Consider the following 24,579-nt stretch of genomic DNA (forward strand, 5'->3'; position numbering starts at 1 on the left):
CACCGGGCGCCACGGGCCTGACCAGTCCGGGGCGCTCGATCCGCCCGTGGACGGTGACGCCCCATATCATCGCTTTTCATGGGAGAGGTCCGCTTGACCAGCGCAGATACCACCACGGCAGTAAACGGAAGAAAAGAGTCCGGCGGCAATCCCGCCGGCAGGGGGGAAACGGGCAAGGGAGATCCCGCGGCCAAGGCCGAGGCCCGCAGGGGCAGCAAACCGTCACGGCGCGGCGCCGCCTTCGCCATCTGGTACCTGCGCGTCGTCACCTTCGTGAACTTCCTCAGCGCGGTGTGGCTTTCGCTGGGGCAGGACCTGCGCCGGCACAACACCGCCGACTTCTACACGCCTTACCTGCTCACGGCGGGCTTCGCCTCGGGGCTGTTCTCGCTGATCCTCGCCGTCACCATGGGCCGCCGCAAACGGGCCGCCTGGATCCTGAACCTGGTGATCAGCGGCATGCTGCTGTTCGCCTTCGCCACGGCCGCCTTCGCGCCGTGCGTCGGCGGGGACTACGACTTCTGCTACCCGGAGTTCCGCGACCACGCGCAGAACTGGGTCTCGCTCGTCCTCACCGCGGCCTTCGTCGGCGCCCTGCTGCTGGGCCGCCACGAGTTCTACGCCAAGGGCGACCGCTCCAACCCCAAGCTGGCCACCGCCGTGGCCGCCGTCGGCCTGCTGCTGACCTCGCTGGTCGCCGCCCTGCTCGTCGGCGCCACCAACACCGACCCGGAACGGGCCGACGCCACCTTCCTCGCCCGCTGGAAGTACGGCGCGATGCGGCTGATCACCCTGGAGCCGAACGACCGGGCCTACGACGGGATCGCCACGCCGGCGTGGGTGGACGTCTTCGTCAACGTCATGTCGATGCTGCTGCTCCTCGCCGTGCTGTTCGCCGCGTTCCGCTCGCGCCGCGCCGTGGACCCGCTCACCCCTGAGGACGAGGACCGGCTGCGGGCCCTGCTCGCCAAGCAGGGCGACCGGGATTCCCTCGGCTACTTCGCGCTGCGCCGCGAGAAGTCCGTCATCTGGTCCCCCACCGGCAAGGCCGCCGTCACCTACCGCGTCGTCGGCGGCGTGTCCCTGGCCTCCGGCGACCCGATCGGAGACCCCGAGGCCTGGCCCGGCGCCATCGAGCCCTGGTTGGCCGAGGCCCGCGAGCACGGCTGGGTGCCGGCCGTCATGGGCGCCGGCGAGGAGGCCGGGCAGATCTACGCCCGGCACGGCCTGGACGCGCTGGAACTGGGCGACGAGGCGATCGTCGAGACCGCCGAGTTCACGCTGGAGGGTCGCGCCATGCGGACCGTCCGGCAGGCCTACAACCGGGTCAAGCGCGCCGGGTACACGGTGCGCATCCGCCGGCACTCCGACATCCCGACCGAGGAGATGGACGTACTCCTCGTCCGCGCCGACGACTGGCGCGACGGTGCGACCGAGCGCGGCTTCTCAATGGCACTGGGCCGGTTGGGCGATCCCGACGACGGCCAGTGCGTGATGCTGGAGTGCTTCGACGGCAACGGTGAACTGCGTGCCGTGCTGTCCTTCGTGCCGTGGGGACCCAAGGGTCTGTCGCTCGACCTGATGCGCCGCGACCGGGACTCCGAGAACGGTCTGATGGAGTTCATGGTCATCGAACTCCTGGAGCGGTCAAAGGAGATCGGCGTCACACAGGTCTCACTGAACTTCGCGATGTTCCGCTCCGTCTTCGAGCGGGGATCGAAGCTCGGCGCGGGTCCGGTGCTGCGCATGTGGCGCTCGCTGCTGAGCTTCTTCTCCCGCTGGTGGCAGATCGAGTCCCTCTACCGGGCCAACGCCAAATACCGGCCGATCTGGGAACCGCGGTTCATGCTCTTCGAGAAGAGTTCGGACCTGCTGCGGATCGGCGTCGCGGCGGGCCGGGCGGAGGGCTTCCTCGAAGCTCCCGGCCTGCCGAAGTGGATGCACCGCAGACACCTGGAGACCAAGCGTTGACGAACTCCTCACTGCGGCGGTTCGCCCGCCGCGAGTGGGGGCCCCTGTTCTGGACGATCCGGGACTCGCTCGCCCGCGACAAGTGGCGGGCGATCCCGATGACCCTCGGCGCGGTCTGTCTGACCTCGGTCTTCCAGATCGTCCAGAACACCTCTTGGGGCTTCCAGCCGGTGCAGGACCTCGGTTCGGTCAAGGCCGTCGACCCGCTCTGGCTGGCGCTGTTGCGCACGCCCCTGTCCCTCTTCGTCCCGGCGCTCGACCTGCCGGTGTGGGGGGCGCTCGCGCAGATCCTGCTGGTCTTCGGGATCTCGGAGATCTGCGTCGGCTGGTGGCGCACCCTGGTGGTCGGCTACGTGGCCACCCTCGCCGGCACCACGTACGCCCGGATCGGTCTCTCGCTGGGCCCCGACCACCCCTTCGGTCTGCCGGTGTCCGACCGCGTCGTCAACGACACCGGTCCGTCGGCGGCGGTCGTGGGACTCGCGATCTACGTCTGCTGGCGGTACCGGGCCTACCTCACCGGGGCGCTGGTGATCCTGGTGATGATCGGCGAGGTGCTGATCAAGGACAACCTGGCGGGCAAGGAGCACCTGGCCGCCATCGCCGCCGTCATGGTGCTGTGCGTGGTGCGCGCCACGTGGGGGCCGCGGCGCTCCCGAGCCCCCCTGGGGCACAGCCCGCCGCCCGCATCGAGCGCACCGCCGGGGGCGTGACGCGTCCGTCTCCGTCCGGCGCCCCGCGGGCAGGCCGTACCGTAACGGGGTGACGACACACCTCGGGCCCTTCGCCCCCACCCGGCAGTGGATGCGGGCCCATCCGCTCGCCACCGACGCCGTGCTCGCGCTCGGGGCGCTCGTCTCCATGGTCGTCGGATCCTTCGCCGATCCCCACGGGCCGCACGGGCCCACCTTCGGCACCCGCACCCCCGACCCGTTCTCGCTCCTGCTGATGCTGCTGGGCGCCACCGCCCTCGTGTTCCGGCGCCGGCACACCCGCGCCGTGCTCGCCGTGACCTGCGCGCTGTCCCTGCTGGAACTGGCCACCGGGGGGCCCCGGGCGCCCGTCGTGATGTGCGCGGTGATCGCCCTGTACACGCTGGCCGCCCGCACCGACCGGCCCACCACGTGGCGGATCGGGCTGCTCACCATGACGGGGCTGACCGGCGTCGCCATGCTGGCGGGACCACTGCCCTGGTACGCGCAGGAGAACCTCGGGATCTTCGCCTGGACCGGCATGGCCGCCGCCGCCGGGGACGCCGTGCGCAGTCGACGGGCCTTCATCGACGCCATCCGGGAACGGGCCGAGCGTGCCGAGCGGACCCGTGAGGAGGAGGCCAGGCGCCGGGTCGCCGAGGAGCGGTTGCGGATCGCCCGGGACCTGCACGACGTGGTCGCCCACCACATCGCCCTGGTCAACGTGCAGGCGGGGGTGGCCGCCCATGTGATGGACAAGCGCCCCGACCAGGCCAAGGAGGCGCTGGCCCACGTACGGGACGCCAGCCGCTCGGCGCTGAACGAGCTGCGCGCCACGGTCGGGCTGCTGCGCCAGTCCGGCGACCCGGAGGCGCCGACCGAGCCCGCTCCGGGGCTGGCCGTGCTGGACGAACTGACGGACACCTTCCGGCACGCCGGGCTGCCGGTCGAGGTCATCGTGCAGTTGGGGCGGGACGCGTCCGCGCTGCCGGCCGCCGTGGACCTGGCCGCGTACCGGGTGATCCAGGAGGCGCTGACCAACGTGCGCAAGCACGCGGGACCGGGAGCCAGCGCCGAGGTCAGCGTGGTCCGGGTCGGCGCCTCGGTGGAGGTGACCGTCCTCGACGACGGGGGCACCTCCGCCGACCCGGCCCCGGAACCGGCCGATCCGGGTGGCGGCCACGGGCTGCTGGGGATGCGCGAGCGGGCCGGCGCGCTGGGCGGGTCCTGCTTCGCGGGCCCCCGGTACGGCGGCGGGTACCGGGTGCACGCCATCCTGCCCGTCTCCTAGCTCCCTCAGGGGGTGCCGGAGCGGGGGCAGACCCTGCGCCAGGTGCCCAGCTCGTACTTCTTCTGGAGCGAGCTGAGCTTCGCCTCCTGCGAGCGGGCGCACCAGTCGCCCACCCGGCCCTCGTACTCGACGTGGAAGACGGCCTTGCCCGCGTCGGTGAACGGCGCGTACCGGTCGCACTCGTCGTGTTCCATGCACTGCTCGTTGACCGCGAAGTCGAAGTTCCCGACGAGTTGGGGGATCTGGTCCAGGTCGTTCTTCAGGCCGACCGACAGACCCCGGTCGTGGGCGAGCCGGGCGATCAGCCGGTTGTACCGCAGTTGGTCGTCGCCGGTGAGCGGGAAGCCGGAGGTGTTGGCGTAGCCGTCCATGTTGTCGGGCTCCACCGCGTCGAAGCCCTTCTGGCGGCACATGTCGACGCGCTTGGCCATCAGCGGTTCCAGCTCCTTGAGGCGCCGGATGTCCAACCAGCGTTCGCCCTCCCAGCCGTTGCCCTTGCCGAGCATCGGCTTCGGGAAGTCGTCGGCGTCCGGGCGGAAGTCCTCCCAGGCCCCGGTGGAGAGGTAGCAGATCGTCTTGCGTCCGGCCTTCTTCAGGTCGGCGACCTGCTCCTTGGTCGTGGTGAACCCGTCGACGTCGTACACGGCCGCCTTCACCGAGGTGTCGAGCCTGCCCGAGAGCTGCCACTGCCAGCTGACCCCCGGCTCGGGCTGCCAGCGTTGCCCCGGCGCCGGGTCGGGCGAGACGTCGTCCGGCTCGGGCACGGTGGTGCACGCGGCGAGCAGCAGCAGCGGGACGAGGACCGGCAGGGACCACCGCGGCGGACGGCGGTTCACGCGGTGGCCTCCAGGGCGTACGGGAGGGTGCCCCACGGGTGCGCGCCGGTTCCGGGGACGGCGCAGTGCACGGCGGCCCCCCGTTCCCGGGCGAGTTCGGCGGTGGGCGCCCCCGGCGGGACGGCGTACACCAGGTGGCAGAACCGTCCCGCGGGGTGGTCGGCGGTCCAGGCGGGCACGGCCGCCGCGTCCCGGTAGGCGTCCCAGGGCCCCTCGAAGGTGACCAGCAGGTCGGCGAGTTCGGCGTATCCGGGGTGCGGGTGGACGCCGTGGTTCAGGACGACCGTGCGGGCGCCCGCGGCCCGCGCGGCGACCCCGAGCCGACCGTAGTGGGCCAGGAGTTCGGGGTCGGCGGAGGCCTGGTCGAGGAAGGCCCCGTCGGTGTCGTACCAGTCGCGGTGGCGCAACAGGTCCTGGACGACGGCCGCGTGCGGGCGCCGCCCGTAGTCGGTGTCGGCGTAGCCCAGGACGGGCACCCCGGCTTCGCGCAGGCGCGCGGCGACGGCGGCGAACCGTTCGTCGGGGGCGTCGCCCGGCCCGCTGTCGGGGTTGAGCACCACCGAGTGCAGGCGACCCGCGGAGCGGATCAGCAGCTCCCAGGCCTCGGGCTGGTCGGCGGGGTGCTCGTAGAGGGGCACCAGCAGCATGTGGTCCTTCTTCATGTCCGTCGGGTACGGGGGCACGTGCGTCAGCGGTGGGCCGTGGCCCGCCCCAGGAACAGGCAGACCATGGTGGCCAGGGCGGCGGCCGCCGTGGCCGCCACGACCAGTTGGACCAGCCGCGGCTGCCCGGTCCCCAGGAGCAGGGCCAGGCTCTGGGCGACGGCGGCCGAGGCGCAGACCACCGCGGCGGGGCGGACCGCGCCGAACGACTGGAGCAGCAGCCCGGTCCACATCACGGCGCCGAGCAGCAGCAGCGTCGCGACGCGCAGGCCGGTCGGTGCGGGGGCTCCGGGCCACAACAGGGTCCCGACGACGCCCAGGGCGAGCAGCACCACCAGGTAGGAGGCGAGGCACCGGGTCAGCGTGCCGAGCATCCGGTGTCGGAACGCCCGGGGCGAGCGGGCGGCCCGCAGCCCGGCGAGGCTGCCGCTGCGGAACCGGTGGAGCAGCCATTCGGCGGGGCCCATGCTGAGGGTGAGGGCCACCGCGGAGGGGGCGGCGACGGCCTCGGCGGGTCCTCCGGCCAGCACCTCGCCGAGGGCGGCGTACAGCACGAGCAGGCCGGTGCCGAGGCCGAACACCCCGTACGGCACGGAGTCCCCGAGCCGGGGTCGGTGCGGCCGGTACTCCTCCTCGGCCCCGCGCAGCATCCGCCAGCGCACCGGTCCCTCCCCCGGGCCGCGCCGGGACCAGCCCCGGACGCGGCGCACCGTGGCCCGCACGCCCTCGGCCAGCGGGAGTTCCCGGACGGCGAGGACGCAGGCGGCCAGCAGCGACACCACGAGCAGGGTGACGCGCACGGGTACGGGCAGGTCCACGAAGAGGGACAGCACCGCGCCCGCGGCCATCGGCGCGAGCGCGGCGATCAGCATCCGCTCCCGGCCGAGGACCAGCAGGACGGTGGCGGCGCCGACGTACAGGGCCTGTCCGGCGGCGAACGCGTACGAGAACGGCGGCCCGCCGGGCACCGCCAGCGCGGCGGCGGTGCCCAGCAGCGCCCCGGCGGGGGCCCCGGCGAGCAGGGTCCGCCCGGCGGCGGCCCGGTCGCCGAGACCGAGCCAGGAGTAGGCCCGGTGGGACAGGGTCTGGTCCCAGACCCACCCGATCAGTGCCCCGGCGAGGAGGGTCAGCGTCCCGGCGGGCAGCCCCAGCCGGTCCTGGGGACCTTCCAGCAGGGGTGCGCCGAGCAGGTAGGCCAGGCCGGGCAGGGCGAAGATCACCCCGCGGAGCAGGCAGGCGGTGAGGGAGACCTTCCAGGGGTCGGGGGCGCCCTCGGGCTCCGGGAAGGAGCGGGGCACCCGGGCGTACAGCTCCTCGGCGAGCGCGAAGGAGTCGTGGCGGCCGTAGGTGAGCCGGATGTACTCGTCGGTCATCCCGTCGGATTCCAGGATGGCCGCTATCTCGTCGGGGTGGACGGCGGCGGCGATGAACACGTCGAGCCGCCGGGCGAGTTCGTCCATCGGGTCGGCGGCCGGGGGGACCGTCCGCCGGGGTCGCGGGACGGCGGGCAGCGTGTTGCCGCCCGGGACCTTCAGCCAGAGGGAACCGCTCACCACAGGCTCCCGTCGGCGGCGAGCTCCTTGTACCAGGGGTCCGCGAGCCGCTGGGTCCAGTCGTCGCCCGGGTGGACGGGCAGCAGGGGCTGTCCGGCGAGTTCCCGGTAGATGTGCCGGAAGCCGTCGACGGACTGGTGGAGGGTGAACTTCTCGACCACCCGCTTGCGCGACATCCGGCCGAGTTCGGCCCGCCGTTCGTCGTCGCGGAGCAGGGCGAGGGTGGCGCGGGCCATGGTCTCGGGCTCGCGGGGCGGGACGACGAGCCCGGTGTCCCCGACGGCCTCGCGCACGCCGCCCACGTCGGTGGAGACCGTGGTGCGGCCGCAGGACATGGCTTCGATGATGCTGAAGGGGAAGCCCTCGCTGATGGAGGAGAGCATCACGACGCTGCCGGCGGCGTAGGCCTTGGCGACCTGGTCGATCCGGCCCTCGTAGGTGATGCCGTCGCTGACGCCGAGTTCGGCGGCGAGCTTCTCCAGGCGGAGCTTGTAGTCCTCGCAGCCGGCCGGGACCGGCCCGAAGAGGCGCAGCCGCAGGGCGGGCAGCTCCTCGCGCATGAACGCGTAGGCGCGGACGAGGGTTTCGAGGTCCTTGATCGGGTCGATGCGCCCGCACCAGCTGAGGGTGGGCACCTCGGGTTCGGGGCCGGCCTCGGGGAAGGCGTGCGGGTCGACGCCGTTGTAGACGGTGCGGATCCGGTCGGAGGCGGCTCCGCCGCGCTCCTCCCACCGCCGGTTGTACTGGTTGCAGGGGGTGATCAGGTCGGCCTGCCGGTAGCCCTCGGTGTTGAGCTCGCGGTAGAAGCCGAGCATCAGCGCCTTCACCGGCCAGCGCTGTTCGGCGGTGCGGTAGCCCAGGTAGCGCTCGCGCAGGTAGATGCCGTGCTCGGTGAGGAGGAAGGGCACCTGGTCGAGGTATTTGGCGGCGAGGGCCGGAAGGGTGGCGAGGCCGCTGCTGACGGCGTGGGCGACGCTGTCGGGCGGGATCCGCACGGAGAGCGGGCGCAGCGCGTGTTCCAGCAGGTCGGTGGCGGTGAGCGCGTCGTGGATGGTGGGCGCGGCCTCGGCGGTGACCAGGCCGGGGCGGGTCCAGACGGTCATCAGCAGGCGCAGCACGGACTCGGAGCGCAGGGTCGGCGCGAGCTTGCCGGCCCGGGCCAGCAGGGCCAGTTCGCGCAGGGACTGCGAGAATCCGCCGTGTCGCGGGTCGAGCATGGAGAGCAGGAACGTCTCGTACGTCTCGGTGAAACCTCGGAGGGCCCTGCCGCGCAGTGTCGACCGCATGCGCCGGGCCGACGGAGGCCCCCAGAGCGGTACGGCGGTGTGCCGGTAGACGTTGCGCGGCAGTTCCCAGGTGACCGGCTCGCGTCCGGAGCCGGTCAGGGCTATGACGTTGAAGTCGACCTCCGGCATGCCGCGGACCAGTTGGTCGCACCAGGTGCTGACGCCCCCGTGGACGTGTGGATAGGTGCCTTCGGTGAGCATGGTGACATGACGCCCATGGCTCATGCGGTGTGTCCCCCCAGGACGGAAAAGGGGCCGGCGCCCGTGGTTCGCGGAGCGCCGGCGCTGGGTGATGCGGGTGCGCGTGCGGTGGAACGACCGGCCTGACGGAGGCCGGGGGGGAGGTCAGAGCAGCTTCAGCGTGACCGCGGACTGGAGCAGCTCCGGGCCGGTCCATGCCGAGCGGGTGCCGGCGTACGCGGTGCCGAAGTCGGCGGTGCCGAGCAGCAGCTGCTTCTTGGTCCCGTTGGGCGCGGTGATCGGGGCGACCACTCCGGAGGGCGCCTTGACGGTGACGTCCTTGCCGATGCGGTAGGCGGTGACCTGGTTGTTCGCGATCGCCTTGTCCCAGGCGGCGCGACGGGTCAGCTCGACGCCGGTGTCCTTCATGGTCTGGTTCACGATGGGCGCGCTGGGCGCGTACAGCGTGCGGTAGGTGTCGAGGACCTGGTTGAGCACCGGGTACAGGGTGCGGTCCTCGGCCAGGTTGGACTGGTGGACGTAGTGCGGCCGGGGGTCGTTGGCCAGCACGTGGCGCAGGGCGGTACGGGCCTCCTGCGGGACGATGTAGTCCGTGTAGCCGGTGTTGACGTCGAGCGGGGCCGGCAGACAGGTGGAGGTCGCCGGGTTGTCCTCGCAGGCGCCGCTGCCGCCGTCGGCACGACTGGTGTAGATCCAGTTGTACTCGTCGGCCATCTCCGCGTTGGTGCCCGTGTTGTAGTACACGTTCATCGGGTGGCGCGGGACGGTCAGGGCGGCGCCGACCGCGCGCTGCGCCGGCTCGCGGGAGTTGTCGCTGCCCGCCCACTTGACCCCGTTGTCGGCGAGCGCGCCCGCCAGGTTGGGGTTGTCCACGGGCTGCTGCGGGGCCGTCTTGAGGCCGGAGTGCTCGCCGGTGACGAGCTCGGTGCGGTCGGTGGTGACGCCCTTGGCGGCCGCCCAGTTGTTGTTGTCGCGGATCTGCGCCGAGATCTCGGCGCGGCTCATGTACTGGATCGCGCCCTGGGCGTTCTTCTTGCAGGTCCAGGGGGAGGTCGTGGTGTCCTGCACGCAGCCGAGGAACGGGTGCGTGTACGTGTGGTTCATCCAGCGGTACTTGGCCCGGTCCGCCACCAGTTGGGCGGTCATGGCGTCGACGCCGCCGTGTTCGGCCTTCCACTCCTCGCCCGCGCCCGCGTTGAAGAGCATGTCGAGCTTGAAGTTCTTGGAGGTCTGCCACTGCGCCGCGTACTGGGCGTCGGCGGCGGTCATCCGGATGGTGCTCTCCTGGCCCTCGCCGCCCGCGCAGGCGTAGTCGCCGGGCGTGCAGTCGAGCTCCTTGCTCCAGCGGGCGTCCGGGGCGAAGACGTCGTCGACGTGGACCGCGAAGTAGTTGCGCTCCTGGCCGAGGTGGACGCCCTGGGTGAGCCATTCGACGATGCCCCGGGCCAGCAGCCGGAACTGCTGCTGGTACTGGTTGTAGCCGAAGGTGACGACCAGTTCGCCGCGCCCGTCGTGGGCGTACTCGCCGACGAGCGAGGCGCGGCCGGAGCCGACGGGCGCGTCGAGGTAGCTGGTGTAGCCGGTGCGCGGCTTGCCCATGAACCCGTAGCTCTCTGGTACCAGCGGCGAGTTGTCCTCGAAGGTGACCTGACCGCCGAGGTAGCCGAAGGGGCCCGCCTTGCCGGCGGCGGTGACGGCGGCCTGGGTGCCGTCGAGGGTGCCGCTGTAGCCGCCGTTGTCGGTGTACTCCAGTCCGACGCCCGGGTGTGACCAGGTGTAGGCGTCGACCTGGCGGATCCCGTACGTCGTCTCGTAGGCGGCGAGCGCCGTCATCTCGGCCGAACCCGCGCCGAAGGGATTCTCGTTGGGCAGCACCACCCCCTGGAACTTGGCGCGCGGACGGCCGTCGACCGTGTCGCTCAGGTAGGCGGCGTTGATCACCGGACGGCCGGCGCTGCCCAGGTCCACGCGGGTGTACGGAACTCCGGTGTCGCGGAGTTCGGCGGTGATCGCCTCGACCGAGCTGCCGCCGTCGTCGACGACCAGCACCCTGAGGTCGATGCGCGGTGTCGCGGCGGCCGCCTCGGCGGACGCCGCGGGTACTGCCACGGACATCAGGGTCGCGGCGGCCATCGCCGCGGCGACCCTGTTCATCCGGTTCTTGTTGACCATTTCGGCCTTCCCCCCGCAGTCCTCCCGACGACTTCGGCCGCATGGCGTTCGGCCGCGCCGGGGAGGCTCTGTGGAAATCATGCAAAGGGACCCCGCGTCCCCTTGCGAGAGCGGCATCACTCTCTCGGACCTCGTCAGCTCTAAAGGGCAAACCTGGAACAGAGACCACAGATGGGTGAACCTGTCGGCGTCCTGATCGAACAACTTGCCAAACCTTCGAGTGGCGTACGGACGAGTACGTCGGCGTAGGCTCGTTTCCGGCAGCCGTCGAGCCGGAATACGATCGCTGCGGAGCGGCCGGCGACCCCGACGCGACCGCAGCGCCCACACACACAAACGGAAGCGAGACTTCACCACCGTGACTGCTCTGACTCTCAGCACTGCCGGCGCCGCGACGTTGCGCGCCGACGCCCTCGTGGTCGGCGTGGCGAAGGGCGCCAAGGGCCCCGTGGTCGCCGCAGGCGCCGAGGCCGTGGACAAGGCGTTCGACGGAAAGCTCGCCTCCGTGCTGGACGCGCTCGGCGCCTCGGGCGCGGAAGGCGAGATCACCAAGCTGCCCGCGCCGTCCGGCCTCAAGGTCCCGGTCGTCCTCGCGGTCGGTCTGGGCTCCGTACCCGAGCAGGACGAGTCCTACGACGAGGAGGCGCTGCGCCGCGCCGCCGGCTCCGCCGCCCGCGCCCTGCACGGCGTCAAGAAGGCGGCCTTCGCGCTTCCCCTCGACGACGCCTCCGCCGTCACCGCGGTCGCCGAGGGCGCGCTGCTCGGCGCGTACGCCTTCACCGTCTACCAGGGCGGCGAGAAGAAGGCCGCCAAGGGCGAGGGCCCCAAGCAGCCCCTCGCCGAGATCGCCCTGCTCGGCGCCAAGCCGCGCGACAAGGAGCACAAGGCCGCGGCCGAGCGCGCCATCGTCGTCGCGACCGAGGTCAACATCGCGCGCGACCTGATCAACACCCCGCCGAACGACCTCACCCCCGAGGCCTTCGCCGCCGTCGCGTCCGCGGCCGCGAAGGAGAACGGCATCAAGGTCCAGGTGCTGGACGAGAAGGCGCTCGTCAAGGGTGGCTACGGCGGCATCATGGGCGTCGGCAAGGGCTCCGAGAACCCGCCGCGCCTGGTGAAGCTCACCTACACCCACTCCAAGGCGGAGAAGACCCTCGCCTTCGTCGGCAAGGGCATCACCTACGACTCGGGCGGCATCTCCCTGAAGCCGGCCGGCCACAACGAGACGATGAAGTGCGACATGGCCGGCGCCGCCGCCGTGTTCGCCGCCGTCGTCGCGGCCGCCAAGCTGGGCCTCCAGGTCAACGTCACCGGCTGGCTCGCACTCGCCGAGAACATGCCGTCCGGATCCGCCACCAAGCCCGGCGACGTGCTGCGCATGTACAGCGGCAAGACCGTCGAGGTCCTCAACACCGACGCCGAGGGCCGGCTGGTCCTGGGCGACGCGTTGACCAGGGCCTCCGAGGAGAACCCGGACGCGATCGTCGACGTCGCCACCCTGACCGGCGCCATGGTGCTGGCCCTGGGCGACCGGACCTTCGGCGTGATGGCCAACGACGACGCCTTCCGCACCTCGATCCACGAGATCGCCGAGGAGGTCGGCGAGGCGTCCTGGCCGATGCCGCTCCCCGCGGACCTGCGCAAGACCATGGACTCCCCCACCGCCGACATCGCCAACATGGGTGTCCGCATGGGCGGCGGCCTGGTGGCCGGCCTCTTCCTCCAGGAGTTCGTCGGCGAGGGCATCACCTGGGCCCACCTCGACATCGCGGGCCCCGCCTTCCACGAGGGCGCCCCGTACGGCTACACCCCCAAGGGCGGCACCGGCTCCGCCGTGCGCACCCTGGTGCGGCTGGCCGAGCGCACCGCCACGGGCGACCTGGGCTGACACGACCGGCGATCCGTCTCGCCGGGTGGGCCGCGAACGTGCCCCGGGACCCCCGTCGGGGTCGCGGGGCACGTTCGCTCTCGATGAAACCTCGAAGATCAGTAGGTTTCTACGCAGTGGTAACCCCCGGTTCGGGCAGAACGACGGTCCAGAGCCGGGGCCCGGCGTCCCGCGTTCCCCCGACAAATGCGAAGATGGGTTCTCGGCAGGACAGGGCCCCCACCACAGGGCCGAAGAAACAAGCGGCCGATTACCAGCCGCCGCCCCGGTCACAGAGGACCGGTGCCCGGCGCACATGCATGGAGGACGTGACGTGGCGAACGACGCCAGCACCGTTTTCGACCTAGTGATCCTCGGCGGTGGCAGTGGCGGTTACGCCGCGGCGCTGCGCGCATCCCAGCTGGGTCTCGACGTTGCGCTGATCGAGAAGAACAAGCTCGGCGGCACCTGCCTGCACAACGGCTGCATCCCCACGAAGGCACTGCTGCACGCCGGTGAGATCGCGGACCAGGCGCGCGAAGCGGCCCAGTTCGGTGTCAAGGCCTCCTTCGAGGGCATCGACATCGCGGGTGTGCACAAGTACAAGGACGACGTCATCTCGGGCCTGTACAAGGGTCTCCAGGGTCTCGTCGCCTCGCGCAAGGTGACCTACATCGAGGGTGAGGGCCGCCTCTCCTCGCCGACCTCCGTCGACGTCGACGGCCGCACCATCCAGGGCCGCCACGTCCTGCTGGCGACCGGCTCCGTGCCGAAGTCGCTGCCGGGCCTGGACATCGACGGAAACCGCATCATCTCCTCGGACCACGCGCTCGTCCTGGACCGCGTGCCCGAGTCCGCGATCATCCTGGGCGGCGGCGTCATCGGCGTCGAGTTCGCCTCGGCGTGGAAGTCCTTCGGCACCGACGTCACCGTCATCGAGGGCCTCAAGCACCTCGTGCCGGTCGAGGACGAGAACAGCTCCAAGCTTCTTGAGCGCGCGTTCCGCAAGCGCGGCATCAAGTTCAACCTCGGCACCTTCTTCGAGAAGGCCGAGTACACCGAGAACGGTGTCCGCGTCACCCTCGCCGACGGCAAGACCTTCGAGGCGGAGGTGCTGCTGGTCGCGATCGGCCGCGGCCCGGTCTCGCAGGGTCTGGGTTACGAGGAGCAGGGCGTCGCGATGGACCGCGGCTACGTCCTGGTCGACGAGTACATGCAGACCAACGTGCCGAGCATCTCGGCCGTCGGTGACCTCGTCCCGACCCTGCAGCTCGCACACGTCGGATTCGCCGAGGGCATCCTCGTCGCCGAGCGTCTGGCCGGCCTCAAGGCCGTCCCGATCGACTACGACGGTGTGCCGCGCGTCACGTACTGCCACCCCGAGGTCGCCTCCGTCGGCATCACCGAGGCCAAGGCCAAGGAGATCTACGGGGCCGACAAGGTCGTGGCCCTGAAGTACAACCTGGCGGGCAACGGCAAGAGCAAGATCCTCAAGACCGCGGGCGAGATCAAGCTCGTCCAGGTCAAGGATGGTGCCGTGGTCGGCGTCCACATGGTCGGTGACCGGATGGGCGAGCAGGTCGGCGAAGCCCAGTTGATCTACAACTGGGAAGCTCTGCCGGCCGAGGTCGCGCAGCTCATCCACGCGCACCCGACCCAGAACGAAGCGCTCGGCGAGGCCCACCTGGCCCTTGCCGGCAAGCCGCTTCACTCCCACGACTAATCGTCACGGGCGCGACGACCACTTCCGTACTTCCCCAAGCTCTCGACTCCGCTCGAGCTGGGGGAGACCCCACCGTTAGGAGCAACTGAAACCATGCCGGTTTCCGTAACCCTTCCGGCGCTCGGTGAGAGCGTCACCGAGGGCACTGTCACCCGTTGGCTGAAGGCCGAGGGCGAGCGCGTCGAGGCCGACGAGCCGTTGCTCGAGGTATCGACCGACAAGGTCGACACCGAGATCCCGTCGCCCGTCTCCGGCATCCTGGCCTCCATCAAGGTCGCCGAGGACGAGACCGTCGAGGTCGGCGCCGAGCTGGCCGTCATCGACGACGGCTCGGGCGCCCCGGCCCCGGCCGAGGCCGAGACGGTCGCCGCCGAGACCCCCGCCGAGCCGGCTCCGGCCGCCGAGGCACCCGCGGCTCCCGCCGCCGAGGCACCTGCTGCCGAGGCTCCGGCCGCCGAGGCACCCGCCGCCGCGTCCGGCACGGACGTCACTCTCCCCGCCCTGGGCGAGAGCGTCACCGAGGGCACCGTCACCCGTTGGCTGAAGCAGGTCGGCGAGTCGGTCGAGGCCGACGAGCCGCTGCTGGAGGTCTCGACCGACAAGGTCGACACCGAGATCCCCGCCCCGGTCGCCGGCACCCTGCTGGAGATCCTGGTCGGCGAGGACGAGACCGCCGAGGTCGGCGCTCGCCTGGCCGTCATCGGTGTCGCCGGCGCGGCCCCTGCGGCGGCTCCGGCCGCCGCAGCCCCGGCTCCGGCCGAGGCCGCCGCTCCCGCCGCAGCCCCGGCTCCGGTGGAGGCTGCCGCTCCGGCCGCCGCCCCGGCTCCGGTCCAGGCCGCTCCCGCGGCTGCCGCTCCGGCTCCCGTGGCGGCTCCGGCCGCCGCTCCGGCGCAGGCCGCTCCGGCCGCTCAGGCTCCGGCCGCCGCGGCTCCCGTGGCTCCGGCCGCTCCCGCCGCCCCGGCCCCGGCCGGTGACGAGGGCGCGTACGTGACCCCGCTGGTGCGCAAGCTCGCCTCGGAGTCCGGCGTCGACCTGTCCTCGGTCTCGGGCTCCGGTGTCGGTGGCCGTATCCGCAAGCAGGACGTCCTGGCCGCCGCCGAGGCCGCCAAGGCCGCCGCCGCCGCTCCGGCGCCGGCAGCCGCCGCTGCCGCTCCGGCCGCCAAGGCTCCGGCCGCGGTGTCCGAGCTGCGTGGTCAGACCGTCAAGATGACCCGCATGCGCAAGGTCATCGGCGACAACATGATGAAGGCCCTGCACTCGCAGGCCCAGCTCAGCTCCGTGGTCGAGGTGGACATCACCAAGATCATGAAGCTGCGCGAGAAGGCCAAGGGCGCGTTCCTGGCCCGCGAGGGCGTCAAGCTCTCGCCGATGCCGTTCTTCGTCAAGGCCGCGGCCCAGGCGCTGAAGGCCCACGCGGTCGTCAACGCCCGGATCAACGAGGACGAGGGCACCATCACCTACTTCGACTCGGAGAACATCGGCATCGCCGTGGACTCCGAGAAGGGCCTGATGACCCCGGTCATCAAGGGTGCCGGTGACCTCAACCTGGCGGGCATCTCCAAGGCGACCGCCGACCTGGCCGCCAAGGTCCGCGGCAACAAGATCACGCCGGACGAGCTGTCGGGCGCGACCTTCACCATCAGCAACACCGGATCGCGCGGTGCCCTGTTCGACACGGTCATCGTGCCGCCGAACCAGGTCGCCATCCTGGGCATCGGTGCCACGGTGAAGCGCCCGGTGGTCATCGAGACCGCCGAGGGCACGAACATCGGCATCCGTGACATGACGTACCTGACCCTGTCCTACGACCACCGCCTGGTGGACGGCGCGGACGCGGCCCGGTACCTCTCGGCCGTCAAGGCGATCCTGGAAGCCGGCGAGTTCGAGGTCGAGCTCGGCCTGTAAGGCTTACGCCCCCGCGGCAGCCGCTCGATACGGCGCCCCCGTCCGGAACACTCCGGGCGGGGGCGCCGTCGTCGTGTCCGGGTGCGGGTCGAGGTGTCCGGCCGGGTACGGCGAGCCGGCCGGGACGGGTCTTGTAACCAGCCTCACCCCCGGTCCCCGGGCACCAACGCGTACCGGCGGGCCGACACCGCCGTATTGTCTACGCATCAGAGCCCTGCGTGCCCCTCAGGAGATGAAGCGCCGATGATCACCCCACCCGTCGTGCACTCGCTGCGCGAGCAGATCCGCGAGCACATCGTGGAGGGGATCGTCAGCGGCCGCTGGAAGCCCGGCGAGCGCATCGTGGAGCGCCGGATCGCCGTCGAGCTGGAGGTCAGCCAGACGCCGGTGCGGGAGGCGCTGCGCGAGCTGGAGACGCTGCGGCTGATCGAGTCCGCGCCGAACAAGGGCGTCCGCGTACGGAACCTCTCCGCGGCCGACCTGGAGGAGATCTACCCGGTCCGGGCCGGTCTGGAGCAGATCGCCGCCGAGCTGGCCGCGCCCCGGCTGGCGGCCGACTGCACGGCGCTGGAGCCGCACGTGGCGGCCCTGTGGGAGGCGGACCGCACCGAGGACGGCACGGCGCAGGTGCGGCACACGGTGGGCTTCCACCGCGAGATGGTGCGGGCGGCCGGGAACAGCGTGCTGCTGCACACCTGGGAGAGCCTGGGCATCGAGGTGTTCACGGCGCTGTCCATCCGCTGGCTCGGTACCGTCCAGAAGTCGTACGCGGAGGAGCACGAGGCGCTCGTGGCGGCGTTCCGGGGTCAGGATCCGGACATCGGGCTGCTCGTGAAGCGGCATGTCCTGGGCTGCGCGCCGCGCGCCTGACGAACGTCCCCGCGTCGCCCGGCAAGACCGCTGAAACCCCTTCCGACCTGGGGTTTCGAGCGGCTCTCCAGGGAGCCGCTGGCGCGGCGACCTGTACTGGTTCCACGACGCGAGACCACCGGCACCGGGTGCCTTGAGCCATGGCACCCGGTGCCGACTTTCGCCCCGTGGACATTTAATTGTCACTTTTATTTGATCGATCATCGATCAGCGCTTTACAGTCAACGCGGACCCCACCCGGGTCCATCGACCCTGTCCTGCCCGTCAGGGATTTTCTTCACCACCTCTCCTTTGTCCGGAAGGCGGCGCACACCGATGTCCGACCCCGTAGGAAAGCTTCCGAGCGAGCTCGACCAGCTCCCGGACCGCGACACCGAGGAGACCGCCGAATGGGCGGCCTCCCTCGACGCCGTCGCCAAGGCCGCCGGTACGCGCCGCGCCGAGTACCTGCTCCGTCGTACCCTCCAGCACGCCGAGGCCGCCGGTCTCGCGCTGCCGAAGCTTCTTGAGACGGACTACGTCAACACCATCCCCACCGCCGCGGAGCCGGAGTTCCCCGGCGACGAGGCGATGGAAGCCAGGATCACCGCGTGGAACCGCTGGAACGCGGCCGCCATGGTGACCCGCGGCTCCAAGTACGGCGTCGGCGGCCACATCGCCACCTTCGCCTCGGCGGCCTGGCTCTACGAGACCGGCTTCCAGCACTTCTTCCGCGGGAAGGAGGCCGACGGATCGGGCGACCAGCTCTACATCCAGGGCCACGCCTCCCCCGGCATCTACGCGCGCGCCTTCCTCGACGGCCGCGTCTCCGAGCAGCAGCTCGACAACTTCCGCCAGGAGTCCGGCGGCAACGGCCTGCCGTCCTACCCGCACCCGCGGCGCCTGCCGTGGCTGTGGGAGTTCCCCACGGTGTCCATGGGCCTCGGCCCGCTGTCAGCGATCTACCAGGCGCGGTTCAACCGCTACCTGCACAACCGCAGCATCAAGGACACCGCGAACTCGCACGTCTGGGCCTTCCTGGGCGACGGCGAGATGGACGAGCCCGAGTCGACCGCCGCCCTGGCCCTCGCCTCCCGCGAGCAGCTCGACAACCTGACCTTCGTCATCAACTGCAACCTGCAGCGTCTCGACGGTCCGGTCCGCGCCAACTTCCGCGTGGTCCAGGAGCTGGAGGCCCAGTTCCGCGGCGCCGGCTGGAACGTCATCAAGTCCCTGTGGGGCTCCGCCTGGGACGAGCTGTTCCAGCTCGACACCACGGGCGCCCTCGTGCGCCGCCTGCGCGAGGTGCCGGACGCGCAGTTCCAGACGTACGCGACGCGCGACGCGGCCTACATCCGCGAGCACTTCTTCGGCGCCAACGCCGAACTCGTGCAGCTCGCGGCCGTGCTGTCCGACGCGAAGATCGCCGAGTGCTTCCACACCTCCCGCGGCGGCCACGAGCCCCGCAAGGTGTACGCCGCGTACAAGGCCGCCCTGGAGCACAAGGGCGCGCCGACGGTCATCCTCGCGCAGACCGTCAAGGGCTACACGCTGGGTGCCGGGTTCGAGTCGAAGAACGCGAACCACCAGATGAAGAAGCTCACGATCGACGAGTTCAAGAGCATGCGCGACAAGCTCGACCTCCCGATCCCGGACAGCGCCTTCGTCGACGGCCAGGTCCCCTACGGCCACCCGGGCGCGGACAGCCCCGAGGTCCGGTACCTGAACGAGCGCCGCACGGCCCTCGGCGGCCCGGCCCCGGCCCGCAAGGTCAAGCCCGTGGCCCTGCCGGCCCCGGCCGACCGCTCCTTCGCCCCGCTCCTCAAGGGCTCCGGCAAGCAGGAGATGGCCACCACCATGGCCTTCGTCCGGCTCGTCAAGGACCTGATGCGGGACAAGGAGACCGGGAAGCGCTGGGTTCCGATCGTCCCCGACGAGGCTCGCACCTTCGGCATGGAGTCCCTCTTCCCGTCGGCCGGCATCTACTCGCCGCTGGGCCAGACGTACGAGCCGGTCGACCGCGACCAGCTCATGTACTACAAGGAAGCCAAGGACGGCCAGATCCTCAACGAGGGGATCACCGAGGCCGGCGCCATGGCCGACTTCATCGCCGCCTGCACGTCGTACGCGACGCACGGCGAGCCGATGATCCCGTTCTACATCTTCTACTCGATGTTCGGCTGGCAGCGCACCGCCGACCAGATGTGGCAGCTCGCCGACCAGCTCGGCAAGGGCTTCATCGTCGGCGCCACGGCCGGTCGCACCACGCTGACCGGTGAGGGCCTCCAGCACGCCGACGACCACTCGCACCTGATCGCGTCCACGAACCCGGCGTCGCTCAACTACGACCCGGCCTTCGCGTACGAGATCGCGGTGATCGTCAAGGACGGTCTGCGCCGCATGTACGGCGAGAAGCCGGAAGACGTCTTCTACTACCTGACGGTCTACAACGAGCCGAAGGTCCAGCCCGCCATCCCGGAGGGCGTCGAGGAAGGCATCCTCAAGGGCCTGTACCGCTTCAACACGGCGGCCGACCTGGCCGAGGCGGCCCCGGCCGCCGACGCCCCGAAGGTCCAGCTCATGGCCTCCGGCACGGCGATCCACTGGGCCCTGGACGCCCAGAAGCTGCTCGCCGCCGACTGGAACGTGGCCGCCGACGTCTGGTCCGCCACCTCCTGGGGCGAGCTGCGCCGCGACGCGCTGGAGTGCGACGAGGCGCTGCTGCGCGGCGAGGTGCGCACCCCGTACGTCACCCGCGCGCTGGAGGGCGTCACGAGCCCGGTGCTGGCCGTGTCCGACTGGATGCGTCAGGTCCCGGACCAGATCAGCCAGTGGGTCGAGCAGGACTACACCTCGCTCGGCACGGACGGCTTCGGCCTCTCCGACACCCGCGAGGGCGCCCGCCGGCACTTCGGTGTCGACGCCCAGTCCATCGTGGTGGCCGCGCTGGCCCAGCTCGCCCGCCGCGGCGAGGTGCCGGCGTCCGCCATCAAGGAGGCCCGCGAGCGCTACGGCCTGTAGGACCCGGGCGCCCGTCGCGCCGAGTCCGATGCGCCACCGTACGGCCGAAGGCCGGTGTCCGCCCCGCCAATGGGGGTCGGACACCGGCCTTTGGCCGTATGAGCGGTGGCGGCACGGGGGTGGACCCGTGATGCTGGAGCGGTGATGGACGAGACGGAGTTCTGGGAGATCGTCGACCGTACCCGCGAGGCCGCCGAGGGCGACCCCGAGGAGCACGCCGAGCTGCTCGTGGAGCGGCTGGCTCAGCTCGACCCGGACTCCGTGCTGGACTTCGCCCGGCACTTCGAGTCGCGGTACAACCGGGCGTACACCTGGGACCTCTGGGGGGCGGCCTGGGTGCTGCTCGACGGGGCGAGCGACGACGCGTTCGACTACTTCCGGTGCTGGCTGATCGGCCAGGGGCGGGAGGTCTTCGAGGGCGGGGTGCACGACCCCGACCACCTGGCGGAACTGCTGGGCGACTTCGACGAGGAGATCGACGGCGACGGCGAGGAGCTGGGGTACGCGGCGGACGAGGCGTACGAGCAGCTGACCGGGGCGGTGGCGCCGGACCTCGGGGTTCCGTTGCAGGCGGCCGAGCCGGAGGGCGCTCCCCTGGACTTCGAGAACGAAGCCGTGCTCGCGGAGCGCTTCCCCCGGCTCTGGGACCGGTTCAGGGCCTGACGCCGGTCGGTGGCGCGTACGGCACCGGACGCGGTCGGTGGCGCGGGTCGGTTGCGGGCGGCGCGGGTCGGTTGCGGGCGGGCGCGCCTCAGTAGTGCGTGCCGCCGTCGATGCGGATCTCCGTGCCGGTGATGAACGCGCCGTCCTCGGAGCCGAGCATCGCGACGACGCCGGCCACCGTCTCCGGACCCGCGAAGCCCTGGCCGAGGGCCGGTGCCAGCTTGGTGAACAGGCTCCAGTCGGTGTCCTCGGGCAGGCCCGGGCCGTTGCCGGTGGTCATGCCGCTCTCGATGGAGCCGGGGGCCACGGCGACGAAGCGCAGGCCCTGCTTGCTGTACTCGGCGGCCAGCGCGTGGGTCATGGACTGGATGCCGCCCTTGCTGGCCGCGTAGGCGGACATGTAGGGGTGCGCGAAGGACGCCGAGGTGGAGCTGAAGTTCACGACGACCGGCTGGTCGCCCGCCAGCAGCGCCGGGATCGACTCGCGGATCACCAGGAAGGTGCCGGTGAGGTTGACCGCGATGACCTTGTTCCAGAAGTCGAGCGTGGTCTGGTGGGTGTGCGAGGAGCGCAGGATGCCGGCGGCGTTGACCAGCACGTCGAGCCCGCCGAGGCTGGCGACGGCGCCGGCGATCTTGGCCCGTACGGCGGCCTCGTCGGATATGTCGAGGCCAGCGGTGGTGAGGCGGTCCCCGTGGCCGTCGGCGCCGGCCTGGTCGGCCGTGTTCTTGAGCCCGGCTTCGTCGACGTCCACGGTGTGTACGCGGCCGCCCTCGGCGAGGATGCGGTGGACGGTGGCCCGGCCGATGCCGGAGCCGCCGCCGGTGATGAGGACGCGACGTCCTTCGTATCGATTCATGGGGGCGAGCGTACGACCAAGTGACACGTTTTGCCAGTGCGTCAATGCATGCAATCGCCGAGCCGGTCGGGCGGTAGGCTTCAGACGTGAGATCCCCTCGTCCGTACTCTCCCCAGGCCGGCCCCGGAGCCCAGTCGCTGACCGAGCGCCGCAAGGCCGCCACCCAGCTCGACATCGCCCGCGCCGCCTGCGAACTCTTCGCCGAGCACGGCCCCGACGGCACCACCGCCGAGGACATCGCCCACCGCGCCGGCGTGGCCCTGCGCACGTTCTACCGTTACTTCCGCAACAAGCAGGAGGCCGTGGCCCCCCTGCTCGCCGGCGGCGGTGACGCGTGGCGCGCGCTGCTCGCCGAGGAGGACCCGGGCACCCCCCTGGCCGAGGCGCTGGAGCGCGCCGTCACCCGCTCCCTCGGCGACTCCCAGGCCGTCGAGGAGGGCCTGAAGGTGACCCGCGGGCTGCTGCGGGCGGCCACCGGCGACGAGGCCCTGCGGGCCGTCTGGTACCGCGTGAACCAGGACTCCGAGGAACGCCTGGTCCCGGTGATCGCCCGGCTCGCCGGCCCCGACGCCGACGCCCTCGGCGTCCGCCTCCTGGCGGCGGCCGCCACGGACGCGATCCGCATCGCCCTGGAACTCTGGTCGGCCACCGACGCCCCGGTCGCCGGCCCCGGCTCCCCCGCCGAACTCGCGGTCCGCTGCCTGCGCGACCTGACGGGCGCGATGCCCCTGCTCCACCGCCCGACCTGAGGGCCCGCGGGCCGGAGACAGCGACGCGGCCCCCGAAACGACGAAGTGCCGCCCTCCGCTCCGTGAGGAGTGGGGGCGGCACGGCCGCAGGCGTCTGCGGCGAGGTCGCGGAGCGCCCGTCCCGGCGGCCCGTCGTGCGGGTTCCGTCGGGGGCGCTCGGGGCGACTAGATGTCGAAGTACATCTCGAACTCGTGCGGGTGCGGGCGCAGCGCGATCGGGGCGATCTCGTTGGTGCGCTTGTAGTCGATCCAGGTCTCGATCAGGTCCGGGGTGAAGACACCGCCGGCGAGGAGGTACTCGTGGTCCTCCTCCAGGGCCTTGAGGACGTCCTCCAGGCTGGTCGGGACCTGCGGGACGCTCGCGTGCTCGTCGGGAGAGAGCTCGTAGAGGTCCTTGTCGATCGGCTCCATCGGCTCGATCTTGTTCTTGACACCGTCGAGGCCCGCGAGCAGCAGCGCCGCGAAGGCGAGGTACGGGTTGGACGACGGGTCCGGGGCGCGGAACTCGACGCGCTTGGCCTTCGGGTTCGAGCCGGTGATCGGGATGCGCATCGCGGCGGAGCGGTTGCGCTGCGAGTACACCATGTTGACCGGCGCCTCGAAGCCCGGCACCAGGCGGTGGTAGGAGTTCACCGTCGGGTTGGTGAAGGCCAGCAGCGACGGGGCGTGCTTGAGGATGCCGCCGATGTAGTAGCGGGCGGTGTCCGAGAGGCCCGCGTAGCCGGCCTCGTCGTAGAACAGCGGGTCGCCGTTCGCCCACAGCGACTGGTGAACGTGCATGCCCGAGCCGTTGTCACCGAAGATCGGCTTCGGCATGAAGGTCGCGGTCTTGCCGTTGCGCCAGGCGACGTTCTTCACGATGTACTTGAAGAGCATCAGGTCGTCGGCGGCGGCGAGCAGCGTGTTGAACTTGTAGTTGATCTCGGCCTGGCCACCGGTGCCGACCTCGTGGTGCTGGCGCTCGACCTGGAGGCCCTGGGCGTCCAGTTCCAGCGAGATCTCGGCGCGCAGGTCGGCGAAGTGGTCGACCGGGGCGACGGGGAAGTAACCGCCCTTGTAGCGGACCTTGTAGCCGCGGTTGTTCTCCTCGGAGCCGGTGTTCCAGGCGCCGGCCTCGGAGTCGATGTGGTAGAAGCTCTCGTTCGCGGTCGTCGCGAAGCGCACGCTGTCGAACACGTAGAACTCGGCCTCGGGGCCGAAGTACGCGGTGTCGGCGATGCCGGTGGAGGCGAGGTACGCCTCGGCCTTCTTCGCGATGTTGCGCGGGTCGCGGCTGTAGGCCTCGCCCGTGATCGGGTCGTGGATGAAGAAGTTGATGTTGAGCGTCTTGTCCTTGCGGAACGGGTCCAGGCGCGCGGTGGTGATGTCGGCGCGCAGCGCCATGTCGGACTCGTGGATCGCCTGGAAGCCGCGGATGGAGGATCCGTCGAAGGCGAGCTCCTCCGCCGGGTCGAACGCCCGCGCCGGGATGGTGAAGTGCTGCATCACACCAGGCAGGTCACAGAAGCGGACGTCGACGAACTTGACGTCGTTCTCCTCGATGTACTGCTTCACTTCGTCGGCGTTCTGGAACATCCAACTCCTCCTACTCCCGACCCCGGGGCAGGGGCGGGCTTTATAGCTCGTGGTGCGTCAGTGCGGTGCCGCACGCTGACCCGACCATAAGCAGACGGGATTTCTCAAGCATGACCCATTTGTTTCGCACAAGTTAACCAGGGTCCCGTCCGGGGCGCCGGAGAGCGCACCGGTACCGTGGTCGGGTGGACAACAGGCAAGCAATCGGATCCTGGCTTTCCGGCCCCCGCGCGGCCGCCGAGGAGATGGGCGTCGACTTCGGCCATCCGGGCGAGCGCCTGGGCCTTCCCCGTTCGGGGCCCGGCTCGGTGGCCCGTTTCGGGCGTCGACTCGGCGCCGTCGTCATCGACTGGGTCGGTTGTCAGCTGATCGCCTACGCCCTGATCACGGGCGGTGACCTGGACGCTTCCAGTCCTTGGACGCTGGCGCTCTTCCTGAGCCTCACGTTCCTGACGGTGGGCACCGTGGGCTTCACCCCCGGCAAGCGGATCCTGGGACTCCGGGTCATCGCGCTGGACGGCTCGCGCCTGGGCCTCGGTCGGGTGGCGCTGCGCACCCTGCTGCTGGCCCTCTTCGTCCCCGCCCTGATCTCGGACCGGGACGGCCGGGGCCTGCACGACCGGCTCGCCGGCGCCGTCCAGGTCCGCATCTGAGGAACGGCGCGACGCACGAGACGGGGGTGGGCCCCCCGGGGGCGGGGCCCC

18 protein-coding genes are annotated in these 24,579 nt (G+C 71.3%); 11 read left to right on the plus strand and 7 right to left on the minus strand.

The window, feature by feature from the left end; translation table 11 throughout:
• Positions 1-78 precede the first annotated feature (78 nt).
• From OTB19_RS14695 to OTB19_RS14705, 3 genes are all read left to right on the plus strand, one after another.
• The gene (locus OTB19_RS14695; RefSeq protein WP_267798599.1) at positions 79-1,971 is read left to right on the plus strand and encodes a phosphatidylglycerol lysyltransferase domain-containing protein; all 1,893 of its coding nucleotides are present in this window, start codon (positions 79-81) and stop codon (positions 1,969-1,971) included.
• Positions 1,968-2,684, plus strand: a complete 717-nt coding sequence (locus OTB19_RS14700; RefSeq protein ID WP_267798600.1) for a hypothetical protein — start codon at positions 1,968-1,970, stop codon at positions 2,682-2,684. The genes OTB19_RS14695 and OTB19_RS14700 overlap by 4 nt, the downstream gene beginning before the upstream one ends.
• Before the next feature lie 91 nt (positions 2,685-2,775).
• The gene (locus OTB19_RS14705; protein ID WP_267798639.1) at positions 2,776-3,954 is read left to right on the plus strand and encodes a sensor histidine kinase; all 1,179 of its coding nucleotides are present in this window, start codon (positions 2,776-2,778) and stop codon (positions 3,952-3,954) included.
• Between the two features lie 5 nt (positions 3,955-3,959).
• Here the strand turns inward: OTB19_RS14705 and OTB19_RS14710 are convergent, their stop codons facing one another.
• The 5 genes from OTB19_RS14710 to OTB19_RS14730 all read right to left on the minus strand — a co-directional run bounded on the left by OTB19_RS14710 (position 3,960) and on the right by OTB19_RS14730 (position 10,664).
• Entirely contained in the window at positions 3,960-4,790 is an 831-nt protein-coding gene (locus OTB19_RS14710; RefSeq protein ID WP_267798601.1) for an endo alpha-1,4 polygalactosaminidase, read from the minus strand.
• Positions 4,787-5,452, minus strand: coding sequence for a spherulation-specific family 4 protein (locus tag OTB19_RS14715; protein WP_234349889.1), 666 nt, complete (start codon positions 5,450-5,452; stop codon positions 4,787-4,789). Before OTB19_RS14715 ends, OTB19_RS14710 begins: the two co-directional genes overlap by 4 nt.
• Before the next feature lie 26 nt (positions 5,453-5,478).
• On the minus strand, positions 5,479-7,005 hold the full coding sequence (locus tag OTB19_RS14720) for a hypothetical protein (protein WP_267798602.1): 1,527 nt from the start codon (positions 7,003-7,005) through the stop codon (positions 5,479-5,481).
• The gene (pelF, locus tag OTB19_RS14725; protein WP_267798603.1) at positions 7,002-8,516 is read right to left on the minus strand and encodes a GT4 family glycosyltransferase PelF; all 1,515 of its coding nucleotides are present in this window, start codon (positions 8,514-8,516) and stop codon (positions 7,002-7,004) included. The genes OTB19_RS14720 and pelF overlap by 4 nt, the downstream gene beginning before the upstream one ends.
• 120 nt (positions 8,517-8,636) lie before the next feature.
• Positions 8,637-10,664: a hypothetical protein gene (locus OTB19_RS14730; protein ID WP_267798604.1), complete on the minus strand. Its 2,028-nt coding sequence runs from the start codon at positions 10,662-10,664 to the stop codon at positions 8,637-8,639.
• Between the two features lie 358 nt (positions 10,665-11,022).
• On the opposite strand from OTB19_RS14730, the gene OTB19_RS14735 reads away from it, so the two are divergent.
• The 6 genes from OTB19_RS14735 to OTB19_RS14760 all read left to right on the plus strand — a co-directional run bounded on the left by OTB19_RS14735 (position 11,023) and on the right by OTB19_RS14760 (position 20,692).
• Positions 11,023-12,552 (plus strand): leucyl aminopeptidase, encoded by a 1,530-nt coding sequence (locus tag OTB19_RS14735; protein ID WP_267798605.1) that lies wholly within the window; start codon positions 11,023-11,025, stop codon positions 12,550-12,552.
• A 313-nt stretch (positions 12,553-12,865) separates the two neighbouring features.
• A complete protein-coding gene (gene lpdA / locus OTB19_RS14740; protein ID WP_053676093.1) occupies positions 12,866-14,254 on the plus strand; it encodes a dihydrolipoyl dehydrogenase in 1,389 nt (462 codons plus the stop codon).
• A 93-nt stretch (positions 14,255-14,347) separates the two neighbouring features.
• Entirely contained in the window at positions 14,348-16,159 is a 1,812-nt protein-coding gene (gene sucB / locus OTB19_RS14745; protein WP_267798606.1) for a 2-oxoglutarate dehydrogenase, E2 component, dihydrolipoamide succinyltransferase, read from the plus strand.
• A 246-nt stretch (positions 16,160-16,405) separates the two neighbouring features.
• Entirely contained in the window at positions 16,406-17,029 is a 624-nt protein-coding gene (locus OTB19_RS14750; RefSeq protein ID WP_053676140.1) for a GntR family transcriptional regulator, read from the plus strand.
• 315 nt (positions 17,030-17,344) lie between these two features.
• Positions 17,345-20,029: a pyruvate dehydrogenase (acetyl-transferring), homodimeric type gene (gene aceE, locus OTB19_RS14755; protein ID WP_267798607.1), complete on the plus strand. Its 2,685-nt coding sequence runs from the start codon at positions 17,345-17,347 to the stop codon at positions 20,027-20,029.
• A gap of 144 nt (positions 20,030-20,173) precedes the next feature.
• The gene (locus OTB19_RS14760) at positions 20,174-20,692 is read left to right on the plus strand and encodes a DUF4240 domain-containing protein (protein ID WP_267798608.1); all 519 of its coding nucleotides are present in this window, start codon (positions 20,174-20,176) and stop codon (positions 20,690-20,692) included.
• A gap of 88 nt (positions 20,693-20,780) precedes the next feature.
• Here OTB19_RS14760 and OTB19_RS14765 read toward each other — a convergent pair whose 3' ends face one another.
• Positions 20,781-21,551, minus strand: a complete 771-nt coding sequence (locus tag OTB19_RS14765) for an SDR family NAD(P)-dependent oxidoreductase (RefSeq protein ID WP_267798609.1) — start codon at positions 21,549-21,551, stop codon at positions 20,781-20,783.
• 86 nt (positions 21,552-21,637) lie between these two features.
• On the opposite strand from OTB19_RS14765, the gene OTB19_RS14770 reads away from it, so the two are divergent.
• A complete protein-coding gene (locus tag OTB19_RS14770) occupies positions 21,638-22,300 on the plus strand; it encodes a TetR family transcriptional regulator (RefSeq protein WP_267798610.1) in 663 nt (220 codons plus the stop codon).
• Between the two features lie 165 nt (positions 22,301-22,465).
• Here OTB19_RS14770 and glnA read toward each other — a convergent pair whose 3' ends face one another.
• Complete coding sequence (glnA, locus tag OTB19_RS14775) at positions 22,466-23,875, minus strand: type I glutamate--ammonia ligase (protein WP_053676099.1); 1,410 nt, start codon at positions 23,873-23,875, stop codon at positions 22,466-22,468.
• A gap of 185 nt (positions 23,876-24,060) precedes the next feature.
• On the opposite strand from glnA, the gene OTB19_RS14780 reads away from it, so the two are divergent.
• Entirely contained in the window at positions 24,061-24,528 is a 468-nt protein-coding gene (locus OTB19_RS14780; protein WP_053676100.1) for an RDD family protein, read from the plus strand.
• Positions 24,529-24,579: the final 51 nt, after the last annotated feature.

Origin of the sequence: Streptomyces sp. H27-H5 (genome assembly GCF_026627505.1) — a bacterium.
Lineage (GTDB): Bacteria > Actinomycetota > Actinomycetes > Streptomycetales > Streptomycetaceae > Streptomyces.